This is a genomic window from Brevibacillus laterosporus DSM 25 (assembly GCF_002706795.1).
Classification (GTDB): domain Bacteria; phylum Bacillota; class Bacilli; order Brevibacillales; family Brevibacillaceae; genus Brevibacillus_B; species Brevibacillus_B laterosporus.
The window spans coordinates 173,108-191,257 of the sequence record NZ_CP017705.1 but is presented as its reverse complement, the minus strand read 5'-3'; the positions used below and the strand labels follow the sequence as shown (position 1 = coordinate 191,257).

The 18,150-nt window shown below is 36.7% G+C and carries 11 protein-coding genes and 1 pseudogene; 8 read left to right on the top strand and 4 right to left on the bottom strand.

Annotated elements, in window-relative coordinates; translation table 11 throughout:
* Window positions 1–81 precede the first annotated feature (81 nt).
* Together BrL25_RS00830 and BrL25_RS00825 are read left to right on the top strand one after the other, a co-directional pair.
* Entirely contained in the window at window positions 82–2,526 is a 2,445-nt protein-coding gene (locus BrL25_RS00830) for an ABC transporter permease (RefSeq protein ID WP_018674139.1), read from the top strand.
* A gap of 13 nt (window positions 2,527–2,539) precedes the next feature.
* Window positions 2,540–3,475, top strand: coding sequence for a CPBP family intramembrane glutamic endopeptidase (locus BrL25_RS00825; RefSeq protein WP_018674138.1), 936 nt, complete (start codon window positions 2,540–2,542; stop codon window positions 3,473–3,475).
* A 494-nt stretch (window positions 3,476–3,969) separates the two neighbouring features.
* On the opposite strand, the gene BrL25_RS00815 is transcribed toward BrL25_RS00825, so the two are convergent.
* The 3 genes from BrL25_RS00815 to BrL25_RS00805 all read right to left on the bottom strand — a co-directional run bounded on the left by BrL25_RS00815 (window position 3,970) and on the right by BrL25_RS00805 (window position 9,757).
* Entirely contained in the window at window positions 3,970–5,862 is a 1,893-nt protein-coding gene (locus BrL25_RS00815) for an ADP-ribosyltransferase (protein ID WP_099327216.1), read from the bottom strand.
* Between the two features lie 240 nt (window positions 5,863–6,102).
* Window positions 6,103–8,571 (bottom strand): binary toxin-like calcium binding domain-containing protein, encoded by a 2,469-nt coding sequence (locus tag BrL25_RS00810; RefSeq protein ID WP_099327215.1) that lies wholly within the window; start codon window positions 8,569–8,571, stop codon window positions 6,103–6,105.
* 619 nt (window positions 8,572–9,190) lie between these two features.
* The gene (locus BrL25_RS00805) at window positions 9,191–9,757 is read right to left on the bottom strand and encodes a helix-turn-helix domain-containing protein (protein ID WP_018670413.1); all 567 of its coding nucleotides are present in this window, start codon (window positions 9,755–9,757) and stop codon (window positions 9,191–9,193) included.
* A 296-nt stretch (window positions 9,758–10,053) separates the two neighbouring features.
* Here BrL25_RS00805 and BrL25_RS00800 point away from each other — a divergent pair.
* The 6 genes and pseudogenes from BrL25_RS00800 to BrL25_RS00775 all read left to right on the top strand — a co-directional run.
* A pseudogene (locus tag BrL25_RS00800) lies at window positions 10,054–10,278 on the top strand (multidrug resistance efflux transporter family protein); the annotation flags it as partial.
* A gap of 348 nt (window positions 10,279–10,626) precedes the next feature.
* Entirely contained in the window at window positions 10,627–11,985 is a 1,359-nt protein-coding gene (locus BrL25_RS00795) for an Nramp family divalent metal transporter (protein ID WP_018670415.1), read from the top strand.
* A gap of 356 nt (window positions 11,986–12,341) precedes the next feature.
* Complete coding sequence (locus tag BrL25_RS00790; protein WP_018670416.1) at window positions 12,342–13,322, top strand: carbon-nitrogen hydrolase family protein; 981 nt, start codon at window positions 12,342–12,344, stop codon at window positions 13,320–13,322.
* A 454-nt stretch (window positions 13,323–13,776) separates the two neighbouring features.
* On the top strand, window positions 13,777–14,622 hold the full coding sequence (locus BrL25_RS00785) for a D-Ala-D-Ala carboxypeptidase VanY (protein ID WP_018670417.1): 846 nt from the start codon (window positions 13,777–13,779) through the stop codon (window positions 14,620–14,622).
* Window positions 14,623–14,971: 349 nt separating this feature from the next.
* The gene (locus BrL25_RS00780; RefSeq protein ID WP_018670418.1) at window positions 14,972–15,931 is read left to right on the top strand and encodes a DUF1259 domain-containing protein; all 960 of its coding nucleotides are present in this window, start codon (window positions 14,972–14,974) and stop codon (window positions 15,929–15,931) included.
* Between the two features lie 555 nt (window positions 15,932–16,486).
* Window positions 16,487–16,903 carry a hypothetical protein gene (locus tag BrL25_RS00775; protein WP_026315046.1) on the top strand — a complete coding sequence of 139 codons (417 nt, stop codon included), beginning with the start codon at window positions 16,487–16,489 and terminating at the stop codon, window positions 16,901–16,903.
* 197 nt (window positions 16,904–17,100) lie between these two features.
* Here the strand turns inward: BrL25_RS00775 and BrL25_RS00770 are convergent, their stop codons facing one another.
* Window positions 17,101–18,084, bottom strand: coding sequence for a zinc-dependent alcohol dehydrogenase family protein (locus BrL25_RS00770; protein WP_018670420.1), 984 nt, complete (start codon window positions 18,082–18,084; stop codon window positions 17,101–17,103).
* Window positions 18,085–18,150 lie beyond the last annotated feature (66 nt).

Below are 18,150 nucleotides of genomic sequence, written 5' to 3'. Positions count from 1 at the left end.
GTTCGGAGTTTATTTCGAAATAAGTTAAGAACTTTTTTTACGATGACAAGTATAGCCATAGGAGTAGCGAGTTTTTTCTGTATGTTTATGCTTTCTGAGCTTGTACCACAGGCAGTACATGAATCCTCCAAGAAAGTCTTAGGAGGAGATATCGCTGTTCAAGCTTATATGAAACCTACAACTCTGACAGATTTGGAAAAAGCGATACCTGATCATGCAAGAGAAAACATGACGATTGGGTATGTCACCAATACGATGGTCAAATCAGACCACAAAATAACGAATGCTTTTGTAAAAGGGATTGATCCCAAACAGTATCCTCTCTATGGAGAAGATATGTTTCCAGATGTCCGCTCGTTACGCGAAAACGAAGTCTTGATTACAAAAAATCTTGCCAATCGCTTACACGTGCAAGAAGGAGATAACATATCACTTCCGAATAAAAAGGGCGAGCTTATAACTTTTCAAATTCGTCGATTGGTAGAAAATGTCCAGGAATCATATGGAGATTCTATGATTTTTGGCATGATTTATATGGGTTACAATCAGTTGATACAATCGCAAAACTTAGTACCAGGTATCACAAATGAAGCTTGGGTCACTCTTACGAACAAAGATGAAATCGATCAGATACGGAAATACGTAACGACTACCATTGAAGGAAGTAATGTATTGGATTCAGCCGACAAAGAGAAAAAGATGCTAATTGATGTCCGCTCTTTGTTACTATTTTTACGTGTGTTCAGTCTTATAACACTTGCTATAGCTGGTATGACTACGTTTAATACAATGACAATCATGATGTTTACTCGTATCAGAGAAGTAGCTGTGATGAAAGCCATTGGTCTCAAAAACAGCTTCATCATGTACAGTTTTGCTGTTGAGGCATTTTTAATCGGGCTATTTGGAACAATTGGTGGAATTCTGGTTGGAGAAATTGCTAGTGTGTGGTTTTCTTCCTATATGGGTGCTGTCCTTGTCTTACCTCTTCATTGGGAATTTAGTTGGCAAGCGATCTTCTCCACTTTACCAGTAGGTATCTTAGTAACTATTATTGCAGCTTGGATACCGTTACGTAGCGTATCACATATGTCTCCTTTACAGTTACTTCGCGGAACAGAGCCTGTAGGTGAGGGAAAATTACCTTTTTTAAAAAAGCTACAGATCCTTTTATTTGCAAGCGTAGTGGTTGGTTTCTATTTGCAGGATGTCATGTTTGATTCAGTTGGTTCTTTTCAAATATCTAATTTGCTTCTTGCTTCATTAACATCCATGGTGATCTTACTTTTGATGATTGGACTAATCAATGTGACTTCTTGGATCTTTGGATTATTCTTTCGGCTTTTGGGGAGAGGAAAATCATTTTTCTCTCAACCGATCTATTTAGCTTTACATAACTTAGCGATGGCATACAAAAGGAATGGTCTATTATCAGTAACATTGACTGTTGGTGTGCTATCTGTCGTTCTAAGTCATGTGTTTGCAGATAATCTTATCAAAGTGATTCAAATGCAAATGGAAGTCCAATCCAAAGGAAATGTGTTGGTCACTTCCTCCACTAGTGACGTAAAAGAAGTTGATTATTTACTGGGTAAAACTGACGGAATCAGCTCATATAAGAAAGGATATAACCAAGGAACACAGTTGATACGGATTAACGATCAAAGTGCGATTGAGAAACTAAAAAGTCTAGGGCGAACCAGTAAAGTGTTCGAAAATATGAAAGTTACTACAGAAGCTGTGGACTTAGATGAAAAAAGCCACTCATATAAAATCTCCTCTGGTCGTGACTTTACGCTGGCAGACAACGGTGCTCTACACGCTTTGTTAATTCAAGATTTCCAAACAGAATTGGGTGTCAAAGAAGGCGATACTCTTAAAGTTAACTTGGACAATAATACGGTGAATGTAACAGTCATTGGTTTTTTTGAATCAAATTTATTTAAGACAGCAGAGATACGTCTTCCTGAGCAAACCATGCTGAAGTATGGTCAACCAACACGTGTTTCTTACTATGTAGACGTAAATGCAGGTAAAATACAGGAAACCTTGGATGTGCTCAACCAAAAGCTGCCTAAATCTGCAATGGCATACTCCATCAAGCAAACCGTGACAGAGAGTTTACAAAATGTCGTAGATACATTTAGCAACTTCTTTTCTATCGTCTCTTTACTTGCATTTTTAACTTCTGGATTAATGATTGGAAATCAAGTGGTGATCTCTCTTTTACAACAGAAACGAGATGTTGCCATTATGAAAGCAGTGGGTATCCCTACAAAAAATCTGATTTCATTTATTTTGACTGAAAAAGCAATTCTCTCTTTTGTAGCAGGTGTCGTAGCATCTGGTTTGGCGTTGCTTTTTTCACTCGTCATTCTGCTCTCTGTTTTCCATGTATCGCTCATGTCAATGAATGTTTATTGGGTCGTTAAGGGCATTGGCTTATCGATGCTTGTCACCTTGCTTGTTTCCTTATTGGCATCTATGCAGTCTATGGCAGCGAAACCAATTGAAATGCTACGTTAGGAGAGTGTTACCTATGTCTAAAGCTCCTTCCCAAATCCCGACAAATCAAATACCTAACCGCATAGCTGGTTGGGTTCAGCCTCTCACCTTCCTGGTTTTATGTATTTATATTGCCGCACTGGTTCTAACAGGTATTCTCACAGATGATTGGATATCTCATCCGATATATGCTGTTGGTGTAATGTTACCCGGTATATTGGTGCTCGTCTGGTCACGATCTTATCAACTTGAAACATCTTCCCTACAGATATTGAATGAAGAAGTAAAAGTGAGCCTCATCTGGTATGTGATGATATTGATCATCTACAGTGTTATTTTGGGAAACAATGATTTACGCCTTCTGATTAATGAACAAACAAACTGGCTAACATTGGTCATCGTACCGCTTATTTTGATTCAATCAGCGCGTGGGAAGAAAGGTGGAACGTTTCGAGAGCTATTACGTTCTGTGGGATTAACGCGTCAGGGATTGGGAAAAACGATAACGCTATCTGCAGTTACATGCCTTTTGCTACTACCAATTATTTTCTATTCTCTTAGCGAAGAACAACTTTCCAAAGTGATTACTGTTTTCCAGAAACCTAGTCAAGCAGTCCTCTTTTACCCATTAAGTTTAGTAATAGCTTTTGTCCTTCCTGGCTTTACGGAAGAAGTAATGTTTCGTGGCATTCTACAATCTCGATTATCAAGTTTCACAAGGTCTGAGGTGAAAGGTTTATTCTTAGCTTCTCTGCTATTTGCTCTCTACCATGTACCGTATGCCTATTTTCTTACTTCTTGGGCTACCCACGGCAACCTAACTTGGTCACTTTCCACAGTTTTGACAGAGCAGTTTATCACCGGATTGTTGATGGGCTTGATCTGGATCCGTACAAAAAATCTAGTGGGGCCCATGATCGTTCATGCTTTTATTGATAGCTTTATTATTCTTGCTAGTTTTGTGAAATAGGAAGAACATGCGAAAAATAAAGGCGCTCGACCGGTTCAAACCGACTTGAGCGCCTTTATTGCAATAAAGTAGAGATATATTATGGGAGGAAATCGTCTACATTGGCCAGTGGACAATTATCAATCAGAGGGAGTACGGAAGACCTCTTTTTTAACTGGAAATGTTATTACATATCATCATACAATCTCGGCATATATAAATGAATATTTGCCCTGTTTTTTGTAAGATTTGGTATTATATAAGCTACTATAGCTATTAGTTAACCATTTCACGACACTTGAGTTGACTGAAACAAGAGGGGCATGTAAAGGAACCGCGAAAGAGCAGCATAACAACATTTCTTTGGACTTTTAAATTAAATACACCCCTTCAGTAGGCATTGGAAAAACCTTTTGGGTTTACCGATGAACGTTAGGGGTGCATTCTTACAGCGATCTGGATGTGGGAGGATACTCGCTAATGACTTAGAGTATGGAAAAGCATCTTAGATTCTATTAGCTGTTATCAGAGTCTAATTTACCTTTTAATGTTGTTAGGTATTCAATTATTTCATTGTCGCTTAATTTTTGTATCGTTTCAATATGCCCGTACATTGTTTTTACATCTTCTAACCAAGTAGTAAATTCTGTATTTTCTTTGCTATTCGTTAATAATGTGTTTAGGATAGTAGCATCATGTTTATTTACATGACTGACATTATCAACAATTGCTTTAAAATATTCTAGCGTTTGTTCTTCATTCATTTCATTCGATTTTTTTAATAGTCGGTCTAGATCAGATAAAGACTCATCTAAATCAATAAATTTTTCCAATATATTATCTTGCTGATCCTTCAATCCATGCTTTTCCAGCTCTTTTGCTGCCGTATTGATATTGTCTGCAAGATCACTTGGAAGTAATGTTGCTTCTACTAGTAAATTTGTTTGTTTAACTCCAGATTTTTTCGTGTATTCATACGTATTAATTTTATCAATCCTGTAAGAAGAGCCTTTATCTATGATTAGTTCGGATTCTCCTTGGTAGGTAGCAAGGTCTCCAAAAATATAAGCAGCATGTGTTCCTTCTGGAATATTTATTTTAAATAGAACTGTTTTTGCATCGAAGGATTCACTAAAGTGGTTCGCTACTGAGGTACTAAGAAAAGCTTTCTCTTCTCTGATTGAACCTTCTAAGTCATTTTTCAATTTCGTTACAACATTTTGATTTTTAAAGTTAGTCGTGATGTCAATACCTAGCGCATCTTTCCCAACTTTTCTATACACAACTCCTGCTTCTGAAATAGGGGACTTGGCTAAAGCCTTCGACATGTCTCGCACTTCTTTTATCTTGTCTACAGGCAGATTATCCTCTCGTAATCCTTTATTGATCGTTTTATAATTTTGAGTGGTATATAATTGGATGGCTGCTTTTTGCTCAGGTTTGAGCTTCTGACTATATTCCTTATACATTTCTTTGTACCACGTATCAGCTGCTGTTACATCTTCCTTGAAGTCTTTTCGTTCTGGCTTTTCTGTTTCATTCAAACTCTTATTTATTTCTTCAAATCCCTTTTTGCTCATGTCATCCATGTACCTAAACATTTCTGGTGCATAAGCTTTTAATACAGGTCGATAGCTAGGTTCATAATAATACGAAAATGCTTGTGCAAACACCTCTCGAAATTCATTGATGTGTTCTTTCACATATGTGGTATCATACTCACCTTCATGAGGGGGTAGATGTGAAAGGAGTAACGCGCTTGCATCTTCGTCTGCTTTTGCTTGATGTACAGCTTCTAAAAACGCTTCATTTGCAAAAGTATTTTCTTCTAACGTGTCACGAGCGATTGCTTTTCCTACCTCATAATATACCTCTTTGCTTTTGCTGTGGCTTTCCGAATACTCTTCTGTATGGATAATCAGAGCTGGGTTTTTACCACCTATTGAAAATACAAAATGAGAATCTAAGGAAACTTCATTTCCTTCGCTATCTTTTATCTGCTTTTCTTTTTCACTGATATCCCGGACAGTAGGATTTTCTGCAATACTTTTATCTGTCAGATGAATTTTTCCTCCCACCTTTTCATACATTTCCAATACTTCAGGCGAAAGTTTTTTTAATAGGGCTTGGGTATCTTGTAATCGTTGTTCTTCTTCACTGTTAAACTCTGTTGTTACAATTCCTTTACTAATTTCTTTCATTCTTTCTTCTCTGGCTTTTTTCTCTCGCTCTTTCTTTTCTTTATCTTCTTTCTCTTTTTTTTCTTTATCCTCTTTCTTTTTATCTTCTACATCATGTATTCCATTTGCGGCATGAGTAATATAGGAAAACGCTGGAGAAGTGGCTGTTAAAGCCAACAGCATCGTAGTTGTACTCAGGACTTTTAGCATTTTATTTCTGTGTGGCATCAAATTCCTCCTTACATGTAGTGGAACCCCCGAAGGTAGTAGAGTCTTTTGTATATCCATCGAAGATAAAATCACTCGTTTATCAGTGTCCTCGACAAATGAAGAAAACAGCCCTCTTTTTTAGTACATCTATTATGTGATTACTATGGAAAAGAGGGCTGTTTTTGACATCTATGGGATAGCGGGAGGTTCAGTCATTACCTTCATGTTTATTTCAATGTACAAACGTTGACTGACAACCTAATTTGCTTCCAATTTTTCTAATTCCCACTTTTGATTATCAGTACCTTTATAATTACTTACCTGAATGTTGGACCCGTTTGAAGTACCTGAACCATCTACATCTAACACTTTAGTAGGATCTTTCTTGTTTTTTAATTTATAGAAACCATTACCTAGCGATTCAGGAATCCAAAAATGTTCTTCTTTCCCTTCAAACGGTGTAGCAAATACATTGGTTAAATTCTGATAAGCATTCCAAGCCATAATTTTATTGTTATCTTCTAAATTTCGAATCACATACGCTTGATGAGTGTCATTATATTCTAATTCCCATTTTTGATTACTGCCATTGTGCTTTTCATACAACGTGATATTATTATCGCTTCTATTCCAATCAACGAGACTGTTATTTTTTAATGCTGTTTTTATTTGATAGGTACCATCCTCAATTACTCTGCTGGGTTCTAGCACACCATTTTTATTAAAATAATATTTTTTCCCATCTATCGTTTGCCATCCTGTTTGCATTTCACCAAATCTATAGTAATACTTTTCTCCATCTATTGTTTCCCAATCAGATACTTCAACATCATCTGTAGGTTCATCCTTCTTCGGTGAAATTAGTATATTCATGCGAGCATGTAATTGGACGTCATAGATACTTTCTGTTTCCATGTTTTCTAATTGTTTTTCAATATTTGCAGCTGTTTCTTCATCAAACACCAATTTAAAATTATCTATACTCGTATTTTTGTAAGATAATGTTCCGTTCTTGTCTTCAAAACCAAAAGCTAATTGGAGCGCTTCTCCTAATGTAACATCTGGCTTCGTTTGTTCGATAAAGTCAATAGGATCAATGGCAGCTACTCGTCTTTCTATCTCTAGATCGTCTGGTGTTTTTAAGATCAATCGAGCAGATGTTTCCTCGATTTGAGGGATAATATGACTCCACTGCTTATCTTTATCTACCTCAACTAATTTTGTTTTAGGATCGATTACACCTACATAACCTGAAACCTGGTCAGTTTCTAATCGCATTTGTTTTGTCTGCTCCAGAATATCAAGCTGATCCTTATTGATTGTGATGGGGCTGGACCCAAAATCGTCTTTGGTTTGTAGGGAAATGGCTGCTTGATCTTTGTTTGGATAAAAACGGTCTGGTAACACTACATTTGCTAGATGGTTTTCTTTTGCTTTTATCGTTGCAATGGTATCGTTTTTACCTAGTACGAGAGAAGTAGTAGGTGCTGCTTCATAGATAGGAGCGGTACCATTATTAACATATCGGATATTCGCATTGAAATAGGCAGCTTCTCCTGCATTTAAACCTATGCTCTTGGACCAGTTCCTTCCCAAACTCTCTGAACTCGAATGATCGATGGTTACTGTCTGTGAATTGCTATCGCTAAAATTAGTGGATACACTTCCACCAAAGTTAAATAAGGAAACATTGACTTCAGCTCCAACAGATACTTCTGTTGAATGAGTATTGCTTGTGGACGTACTTCCACTGATCGTGTTACTTGCATTTCCCCCATTTTCTAGCGTTTCATTTCTATTTTTCGAAATAATGAATTTGTCCATATGGACCTGTAAATTAGGATACGCAGCAAGTAACGGATGTCTCACTTTTACCTTCTTATCAATGATTCCTGATACTTTCGCGAAATCGCTATATGGATCAGAAGCCGTGCTCCATTTATAAGCAGAGGATGTATATTTTGTTAACGGTTCTCCAAATCTCGTTACTTTTTTTCCATGGACTTTTTCAATCCAAGGCATCAGGGTGAGTTTTTTATTCTTGATATCCAAGGTATATCCTTCATTTTCTAACGAATCAGGGATGCCGTCACCATCAGTATCTTCGACTCCGTCATCAGAAGTTGCTGAAATACTTCTTTTTTTTCTACTGGATTCATTCTCTGGTTGATTTTTTATGTCAGGTAGAAGTAAATTTCCCTCTGGAATTATTTCTTTCTTTCCTGCAGGAGTTATCCATTTTAGCTGTAAGCCAAATTCGTTAGCTGTAGGGGATTCTGGCTTATAGGTTATTTTTACTTTATATAGCTTCCCTTTTTCTAGATAGATTTTTTGCGTAGAGGAGGATTGATCGATGACTTGTTGATCATCTATCCATAATATGGTGTGGTCATTATCTGACGTGGAGAAAGTATATTCACCTGATTTTCCTGCTTTTACAAATCCTGTCCACATAGCGGATTTAAATTGTTTTAATTCATCAGGTAACATATCATCGATTTGATCGTTATCAACGGATAGATCACCAGACTCTGAATTCGAAATCAGAGCGGTTTCTTTTAACTCTTTATCAGTAAAGTAGTAGCCTAATAAGCCTTTAAAATTAGCGTCTTGGTCGTTGATTACTTCTCTCTCGCTCGAAGCCGCATGTGATAGTTCTGGATAGGTGGTGAATTGACCGAGGAGTGCGGTTGCTAGTAAACACTTATACATTTTTGGTAACTTCATCTTGTTTTCTCTCTTTTCTATAGAATATTTGAGTCATTTTTTAAGACCAAGTATACATTCGCATGGTTGAAGAATATGAAATGATACCTAGCCATTTGTTAAAACATTTAAATGTAAATAAACCTCCCTTAAGTAATAACAAAATATCGAGTTGGGATATTTTGTTATAATTTTTATAGAAACATTTTATCATTTGGTTTTCTGTGAATTGAATAGCGAAAAGCATCTTTGTCAAAGTTACTTTTAGCTGTTAATTTTTTAAAAAAAATAACGAAAGATAATGAAATATGAACTGCTGTGTTTTCTTCCTACAAGCGTTAAAAGAGCTGAAGGGACTGAAAAAGGTTACATTCTATTATTAATTGCTAGTCTGATAAATGATAAATAGGGCAATATAATCGTGTGTCAAAATGGTGAAATTACAGGAGAGAAATAAGAAAAAGCCCCTTTACTTAAAAAGGGGGGCGATAAATGACTGCTAAATTGACAGTGATTTTGTTATGATTTTATAAAAAGTAAAAAAAGATAATGCAATATAAATGTTCATTTTATATAAGTTTCTCTGTAATCACCAACATTCAATTAAAAAAGTTTGAACCAATTTTGTTTATAAAAAATACTATTTATAACTTATCGTTAAATGAAGTACGACCTGTTCATCCTGTAGGTTTGCGTAAATATGTTTTTCACTCGCTGTAAATTGAATCGAGTCGTATTTGTTAAGAGTATAGGAAAATTCTCCAATCGTTAATTGAACTTCTCCTGCCATTACGGTAGCAATCTCTATCGTTCCAGGATGATGAGATTCAGGCTCATACGTACAATGGGGTTGTAGGAAACCACGATACATCTCAATTCCTCCCCGTGTATCACTAAACAAAGGTTCAAGAATCCATTCCTGACCCTCTTCCGAAATTTGTGGCCCTTGTCCGGCACGTAAAATATTAATTTCATTTTCCGGTTTTAAAAGTGTCATCAATGGTACGGAAAGGCCATTCGAAATTTTCCACAGCATCCCTAGCGTTGGATTCGTTTCGCCACGTTCAATATTTCCCAGTGTAAGTTTGCTGACTCCTGTCTTTGCCGCCAACTCCTCTAAGCTTAATTTCTGTTCCTTTCTGAGCTCTCGAAGTGTTGTTCCTACAAATTGAATCAGTTTCTTTGTTTCATCTTTAGTAGAACTCATCTTTTATTACACCCTTTTGATATTTAGTTTACTTTTTCCTTGTATTTATATATTATACTATATCGTGCTGAGAGGGAATTTGTCATAATTAGTAATTTATAAACGTTTTTGGGTTGAATCAGTATAATATATTATACTTTACAATTAATATAATTAAGTATAGTATATTATTTTGTGAAAAAGAGGTGAATAAATATGAGAGCAGTATTAGTTGGGATATTATCCTCCTTGTTTTTTTCGGCTACATTTATCATAAATCGGGCCATGAACCTTGGAGGTACTAGTTGGGCTTGGGGGCTAAAAATAATATGGGCTTGCTTGCAGCAGTTGAATCAACACAATCGGGAACGATGATTTTTACCGTTCTTGGTGAAGTAATCTTGTTAAATGGATCATTCCCGAGGGGGCTATCATTACTTGGAATGATTGTCGTTATAATCGGAATGATTCTAACCAGTTTAGCAAATGGCAAACAAAAAAAACTAGTAAAGCTACGTAGGGAGAAGAAGCTATTCGAATAAGGTGAAAGGTTCAATCCCGATAGTAAGCAGCCTTCAACGATTTAGATGCTCCTATCTACTTCTAAAGATATGAACCCTCTGTCAGATTTTAAAAGGCAGAGGGTTTAATGTTTATAAAAATATGGTTATAAGACTTTGAATGTATTCATTAACATATTGGTAATCCTTAATCAGGTGGAAAGTTTCTTTCGAGACAAAAAGTTGCATTAGGTTAAAAAATATTTACAAATGAAACTAGGTGGTCGTATTATATAAATATACACACACGATCGGTGTACTTTTTTTTACATATATTTTTTCCTTAAGGAAACATAATTTCCTTAATGCAATTTAGTGGGAGGAAGAAACATGAATGCTCGAGTCGAAGAAGCAAAAGACAATAGCGGTTGGTTACAGAGAAGTTCCAATGTAAGCTTAGAAGAAGTTAATAATTCCGTTCGCATTCCTAGTAATGCAGGGTTCTGGCGCAAATTTTTAGCTTTTGCCGGTCCTGGTTCATTGGTAGCGGTTGGCTATGTAGATCCAGGAAACTGGGCAACGTCGATTGCCGGTGGAGCACGGTTTGGTTACACATTGCTGTCTGTTATTTTAATTTCCAACCTAATCGCCATCTTACTACAATCTTTGGCAGCTAAGCTGGGGATCGTCACTGGTCGGGATTTAGCGCAAGCTACGCGTGATTCGGTAGGTAAAAAAACGGCTTTTGTTCTTTGGATTTTAACTGAACTTGCCATTATCGCAACCGATTTGGCAGAGGTGATCGGCTCCGCGATTGCTTTAAATTTGTTGTTTGGTATCCCGCTTTTAGTGGGAATTGTCATTACCACTCTTGATGTTTTGCTGTTATTAATGCTACAGAAAAAAGGATTCAGGATTATTGAATCGATCATTATTGTGCTAATGACAACGATCTTTGGTGTATTTGCCTTTGAATTGATCGTTTCCAAGCCGGAAGTATCAGCGTTATTCTACGGTTATATTCCAAAGGTTGAAATTGTTACCAATCCAGAAATGCTGTTTGTTTCACTTGGGATTTTAGGAGCAACCGTGATGCCACATAATTTGTATTTACATTCGTCCATCGTTCAAACACGACAATATAAACGGAACCGGGAAGGACGCAAAGAGGCACTTAAGTTTTCGATGCTCGATTCAACCGTTTCCCTTTCCGTTGCTTTCCTAATTAATTCCGCCATTTTAATTCTCGGGGCGGCAGCTTTCCACGGAACTGGACTGGACGTATCTGAAATTGAAGGGGCCTATGAGCTCCTGAGTCCAACTGTTGGCGTCGGTATTGCGAGTACATTATTTGCGGTTGCATTGCTCGCTTCCGGTCAAAATTCAACAATAACAGGAACCATAACGGGACAAATTGTTATGGAAGGTTTTATCCAGTTACGCATTTCACCTTGGCTACGCCGTATCATTACACGTCTTATTGCTGTCGTCCCTGCGTTTATCGTAACCTGGATAGCTGGTTCAAGAGGAACAGGCGATTTACTATTATGGAGTCAAGTCGTACTAAGCTTGCAACTTCCATTTGCAGTTATTCCTCTCGTGTTGTTTACAAGCGATAAAAGAAAAATGGGCGAGTTTGTGAATCGTACGTGGGTAAAATGGTTAGCTTGGCTGTCTACTGGCGTTATATTAGCTTTAAATGTATTCTTGGTTGCATATATTATCATTACTGGCCACGAATTAGGATGATAAATAAGACATCAATGCTTCTAAACGAAAGCTGTTAATACCTTATGAAATAAGTGATTTTGTATGTTAGAGACCTTCATTTTTGGAGGTCTTTTTTTATACGTAGCGAACCAAAGCATAAATGTGACTATGCTCTGAGCTGGTGGACTAACAAGCTATGCTCATAACAAATTCCTGAGGTCTATCATGTTAGATCATCCCCGAAATTTGGACGGTCTGGAATTGATAGTGGATGGATAAAAAAACCACTAAGTGGATGGTTACACCAAAATTAGTAAATGATAGCATTTGTGTTGCAAGAACGATTCAAACTAATTTGAAAAGGTAATAAACAAAAAACAAGAGGAGGAATTACGATGAAGAAATATCCTAAATTTTGTGCAGCGGCAGTTCAAGCAGCGCCCGTATATTTAGATTTAGATGCAACGGTTGAGAAATCTTGCAAATTAATTGATGAAGCTGCTTCTAATGGTGCGAAGCTAGTTGCATTTCCAGAAGCATTTCTTCCAGGCTACCCTTGGTTTGCGTTTATTGGACATCCAGAATATACGAGAAAATTCTATCATGAGCTATATAAAAATGCAGTTGAAATCCCAAGCTTGGCGATTCAAAAGATAAGTGAAGCAGCTAGAAGAAATCAAACGTACGTTTGTATTTCTTGCAGTGAAAAGGATGGGGGTTCTTTATATCTAGCACAATTATGGTTTAATCCGAACGGAGATTTAATTGGAAAACATAGAAAGATGAGGGCATCGGTTGCTGAAAGGTTGATCTGGGGCGATGGAAGTGGAAGCTTAATGCCTGTCTTTGAAACAGAGCTTGGGAATTTGGGTGGACTGATGTGCTGGGAGCATCAAGTACCATTAGATCTTCTTGCGATGAATTCACAGAATGAACAAGTTCACGTAGCTTCTTGGCCTGGATATTTTGATGATGAAATTTCAAGTAGATATTATGCGATCTCCACCCAAACCTTTGTATTGATGACTTCATCCATTTATTCTGAAGAGATGAAAGATATGATTTGCTTAACTTCAGAACAAAGAGAGTATTTTGATACGTTTAAGAGCGGGCATACTTGCATTTATGGACCAGATGGAGAGCCAATTAGTGAAATGATACCAGCAGAAACTGAAGGAATTGCCTATGCAGAGATCGATATAGAAAAAATTATAGATTTTAAATACTATATTGATCCAGCAGGGCACTACTCTAACCAAAGCCTAAGTATGAATTTTAATCAAAATCCTACCCCTGTTGTGAGAAAGTTTGGAGAGAGAAAAAACGAAATGATTTCCTATGAAGAAATCAATTTATTGGTAGGCAGTGAGCGGTAGACTCTGAAAATAGGCTATACTTGGGTACAGGAGTAGCAGAGTAGTCAATTTATATTGGCAGCTTTGTTGATAGGCACCCATTAGATATTGGAATAGTGATTTGAAGCTGAATAAGCAATGATAAGAAAGCGGCTCCTACTTGAGCCGCTTTTTCCTTTTTCATACATGATGTATTCGTTTTTTCGTTATTTGTTATAGCCTTTGTCCTATCAATTGATTTGTTTCAAAGCTGTATGTGTCCTTTGTAAATTCTCCGTTTTTATACGTATAGATTTCGAATCCTGTTTCTTACCATCTGCGCTTGTTTGATTGCTTTGGATTACAAGAGAAATTATTAAGGAAATTAAAATAATATGCTGGAAATACGATTTAAGAAAAATTTTATTTTCACCCTACTTTTTATTTAAACAGTTTTCTCTATCCTACATAGACAAGATTGAGGAGGAAGCTGAAAATGAAGAGATGGTTTCTATTACTTTTTATACTTTTGCTACTGGGCTATACAACTCTCGAAATATACCAAAACAATACAGCCCAAAAAGAGATTTCTGAAGAAAATAACCTAACAATAAAAATCTCTAGAGATCAAGTTCACCAAGGTAATCTATTATTAGTCAATAAGGAAATCCCCGTTCATGAAGAAGGTGTAAAATCTGATGTGGTCAATCTCTCAGAACATAAGGAACTGGTAAAAGGATATAAATTATTTGATGAAAATATTTATTTATCAAAGAGTGTGGCCCAACTATTTATGGATCTGGTAAGTGACGCCAAAAAGGATAACGTCCGACATTTTATTATTAATAGCGGTTTTCGAAACAGTGATGAACAAAATGAGCTTTATGAAAAATTAGGCTCTGACTATGCATTGCCCGATGGATATAGCGAACACAATTTAGGGTTATCTCTTGATATTGGGTCTACACAAATGAAGATGGATCAAGCATCTGAGGGAAAGTGGCTTAAAAAAAGTGCTTATAAATATGGGTTTATTTTACGTTATCCAAAGGAAAAAGTAGGGATCACTGGTACGCAATATGAACCCTGGCATTACCGTTTTGTTGGATGGCCACACAGTGCTATTATTCGAGAACATGGCTTTGTACTGGAGGAATATTTGGATTATTTGAAAACAGAAAAATTGATTTCATTTAATGTTCATGGTGAAAAATATGATATTTATTATTACCCTGTGTCCAACAACGAGTCCAGTACGATTAAAGTACCAGCAAATCGAATCTATGAAATTTCAGGAAATAATATAGATGGAGTCATTGTGACGATATACCCTAGAAAATAGTGAATAAACAATGAATTACATGTATGTTAGCAGAATTGTGAAGGAAGCACGCAACGCAATAAAATAAGGCGGTGTATTAGAAATACATTTCCAAATGGGAATCGCAGGAGTATGGATTTCGCTTGCAATTGATCTGTTCGTAAAAGCCATCTTTTTGTTCTACAAATTTAGAAGTTTGCTACAGTACAAATAACTAATAATGCTGGTATTCTTAGCGTACAGGATACCAGCATCTTTATGCTCAAACAGTGCTTAACATACAAAATCTACATTTCGTTGGCAGTTCTCTGTGTATAAATAAACACATCTTTGGGAAAGAAAGGGATGAAGTATGATGTAGGAGGCAGAAATGAAGAAGTCGTTGATGCTGGTGTCGATCCTTACAGTAGTATTGGTTGCAATTGTTGGAATCATGAAAGTAACCAATAGAATTGATCAAAAAGGTGTCTTTCAAGGTGAAGCAGTTACAAAAAGCCTCTCGGGAATCTCTCAAAAACAAGGTCTTAATTGGGAGTCTGTCAAAAGAGTTTTTAACAAGGGGTCAATTCAAAACGACGTTTTTAAAGTAACGTTTCCACGTTCCGATTTACAGGTAAAAGTAGGAAGTGTTCAAATTGATCCAAACCTTGCTTTAACATCTTATTTGGCATTTAAACAAGTTGATAACCATGCTATGATGATGGGCGATCTTGTTCTCCTTGAAAAAGAAGTCAAGCCTGTCGAGACAAAGTTAGCTGAGCTTGGAATTGAAGTAACTGCTTTACACAACCATATCATCGAAGAAAATCCAAAAATCATGTATTTACATGTTGCTGGCCACGGTGATCCAGCTATTCTGGCTGAAAAGATGAAGGATGTTCTTACCGTAACAGGCACTCCACTAACTGCTACACCTCCTGAGAAATCTCCGTCAACTTTTAACTGGTCTAAAGTTGAGGACATTATAGGGTGGAAAGGTGAACAAAGAGGCAAGGTGTTTCAATTCTCTATTCCAAGACCGGAAGAAATTACGGAAAAGGGTGTAGGTATTCTACCTGCTATGGGTATCGGGATGCCCATTAACTTTCAAGTGATTGGTGACAAAGCCGCAACAACTGGCGATTTCGTATTGTTTTCAAACGAAGTGAATCCGGTTATCCGTGAATTAACGAAAAATGGGATTACCGTAACAGCTATACATAATCACATGTTGGATGAATCTCCTCGATTATTCTTCCTGCATTTCTGGGCAGTGGATGACCCCGAACAGTTAGCTTATGGTCTACGTGCGGCACTAAATCAAACTACGGTGGGAATACAAATAAAGTAGCCATAACGGGAATAGCCGGTTTCCTTAGCGAATAGGATACCGGCATTTTTTCGGTCAAACAGGGTTTAACGTACAAAATCCGCATTTTGTTGGCGGATGGAGGAGGAATGTTTAAAACTCCAAAACTATTAAGTTTGATTTGTTTACCTTACCAAATAATAAACTTGGAAAATCACTCGATAGGAAAATGAGCTATAGAACAGTAGGTGTTTTTGAATTTGTCTATAAGACTGGAGGTACTAAATGAATAGTTAGAAAAGTATTCTTTGAATATTGATTTTTCCTTCCTAAAAATACCACATTTTTATGTGTGAGAATATTTTTAATAACTTTTGAAAAAGCCTGTTAAATAGGACTTTATTAATTGTCAATATATTGTTATTCAATATAAATTTAAGATTTTTGTAAAAAAAAAGAAAAAAGTTCTTGATAATACTTCTCAATGTAACTATAATGATTACAACAGGAGGTGAACAAATTAGAAGAAAGTGGTTAAAAGCAATTTTAATAATTTTCATAGTTTTTAATTTTTAACAAAAACCTAAGGGAGGAATTATGATGTTTAAAAAAATTCTTTTAGCTGGTGTATTGGGAGTTGCAGGATTGACAGGAGCAAGCTTCACAGGTTTAGAAGCAACAAAAGTAAGTGCGGCGAGTGTCCAGGATCAAGATGTTTTTAAATATTATTCTTTAAGCTCTTATGAAGTTACTCCAAAAGAATCCTTCCATCTGAAAAAAGGTGAGGAGCTTAGCGTTACAGTAACGAATTCAGGCTATCCGATCACTTACACAGTCTATGATGCCGATAATAAGGTCATAGGTACATATGATACGTACGCAAAATATGGCCGTATCTTTAAAGCTACAAAAGATGGAAATATCTCTGTTCAATTTCAAGCAGGTGTAAATTCTTCCTTTACAAAAAAAATGAGCTTTACGGCTAAATTTTCTCTTTATAAATTTGCTGAATAAGTTTTACACTTTGTAGATACTATATTTATTCAGAAGCTAGTGGGCGAATAAAAGTCGCCTGGTAGTGGTAAACAGGTCCTTCTCAACAGAAGGACCTGTTTATGTTTATGTAAGAAACGAGTACAGTGCAGTTGACGGCTGTAACAACTCTCTTTTCCTTGTCTAAGACTCAGCCTAACATATGGTTTGCTATTTCATTACGTAAGAAAAAATTTCCCCCTATTCCTTGAGGATTCGGCAACACGAATAGCTTCCTGTACTTCAAATAGATCGTAATGAGCGTAAGGCATCATGAGCGCGAGTTTTTGTTCCATAAGTAATGCTAGTAATAGAGAAAAAGTGTCCTGCCAAGCTTGTACAGATACCTGCTGATTCCAATGTCGTAGATGAAACAATTTAATATTTACCTTTGATCTACGCGAAATTTCTCCCCAATGAACAGGCACCCCTGATAATAGTCCAATCGTTACTAAAGTACCATTTGGACGAACACAAAAAGCTAGATCTGAGCCAGCTGCTCCCCCTACAGAATCAATAGCAGCAGTTGCTCCACGTCCATTTGTCAATTCCATAACAGTATGATGCAATACGGTGTCAGAGGTATTAATTACAGAGGAGGCACCGAGTTGAAGAAGTTCTTCTGTATACGTATTGCTTCTTGTGACAGCAATCAGCCGAAAACCAAGAATGGTAGATAATTGGCAAAAGATACGTCCAATAGAAGAACCACAAGCATTGACGAGAAGGATATCGTCATCTTTTAATCGTAATATTTCTGTACAAATAACCCATGCTGTTATGGGATTGATATATAGCTGGGCAGCGATGTAATCTTCCATGGAAGTAGGTATGGAGATTGCTAATTCTGCTGGTGCTGTAACATAATCCTGCCAGGTACCTTCACCTCGCAAAGGAAGAACACGTTTGCCAAGCAGCTCTTTAGGAACAGAAGGACCTACTTCTTCAACAATTCCAACCCCTTCATACCCGGGAATGGTAGGCAATGAAATACGATGAGAGTATGCACCTCTAATGGGGATTAAGTCAGATGGATTTATGGGACGAGCGACCATACGAACAAGAATTTCTCCATTCATAGGGGGCTGAATTTGTTTATCTTCAACTTGTAACAAATCCTGCGGGCTACCAAATCCATGGTATCTAATACAAGTGGCTATCAAAATCTACGTCTCCTTCCTTTTTTATCTCTAGGTTATTTTATAATATCTGTAGCTATAATGAAGGTA

What these genes read in the sequence shown, in the direction of transcription:
- BrL25_RS00805 (WP_018670413.1), bottom strand. Translation starts at nt 9,757, where the DNA reads ATGAGTTCTACTAAAGATGAAACAAAGAAACTGATTCAATTTGTAGGA.
- BrL25_RS00775 (WP_026315046.1), top strand. Translation starts at nt 16,487, where the DNA reads ATGATGTTTAAAAAAATTCTTTTAGCTGGTGTATTGGGAGTTGCAGGA.
- BrL25_RS00830 (WP_018674139.1), top strand. Translation starts at nt 82, where the DNA reads ATGTTTATGCTTTCTGAGCTTGTACCACAGGCAGTACATGAATCCTCC.
- BrL25_RS00790 (WP_018670416.1), top strand. Translation starts at nt 12,342, where the DNA reads ATGAAGAAATATCCTAAATTTTGTGCAGCGGCAGTTCAAGCAGCGCCC.
- BrL25_RS00785 (WP_018670417.1), top strand. Translation starts at nt 13,777, where the DNA reads ATGAAGAGATGGTTTCTATTACTTTTTATACTTTTGCTACTGGGCTAT.
- BrL25_RS00815 (WP_099327216.1), bottom strand. Translation starts at nt 5,862, where the DNA reads ATGCCACACAGAAATAAAATGCTAAAAGTCCTGAGTACAACTACGATG.
- BrL25_RS00810 (WP_099327215.1), bottom strand. Translation starts at nt 8,571, where the DNA reads ATGAAGTTACCAAAAATGTATAAGTGTTTACTAGCAACCGCACTCCTC.
- BrL25_RS00825 (WP_018674138.1), top strand. Translation starts at nt 2,540, where the DNA reads ATGTCTAAAGCTCCTTCCCAAATCCCGACAAATCAAATACCTAACCGC.
- BrL25_RS00795 (WP_018670415.1), top strand. Translation starts at nt 10,627, where the DNA reads ATGAATGCTCGAGTCGAAGAAGCAAAAGACAATAGCGGTTGGTTACAG.
- BrL25_RS00780 (WP_018670418.1), top strand. Translation starts at nt 14,972, where the DNA reads ATGAAGAAGTCGTTGATGCTGGTGTCGATCCTTACAGTAGTATTGGTT.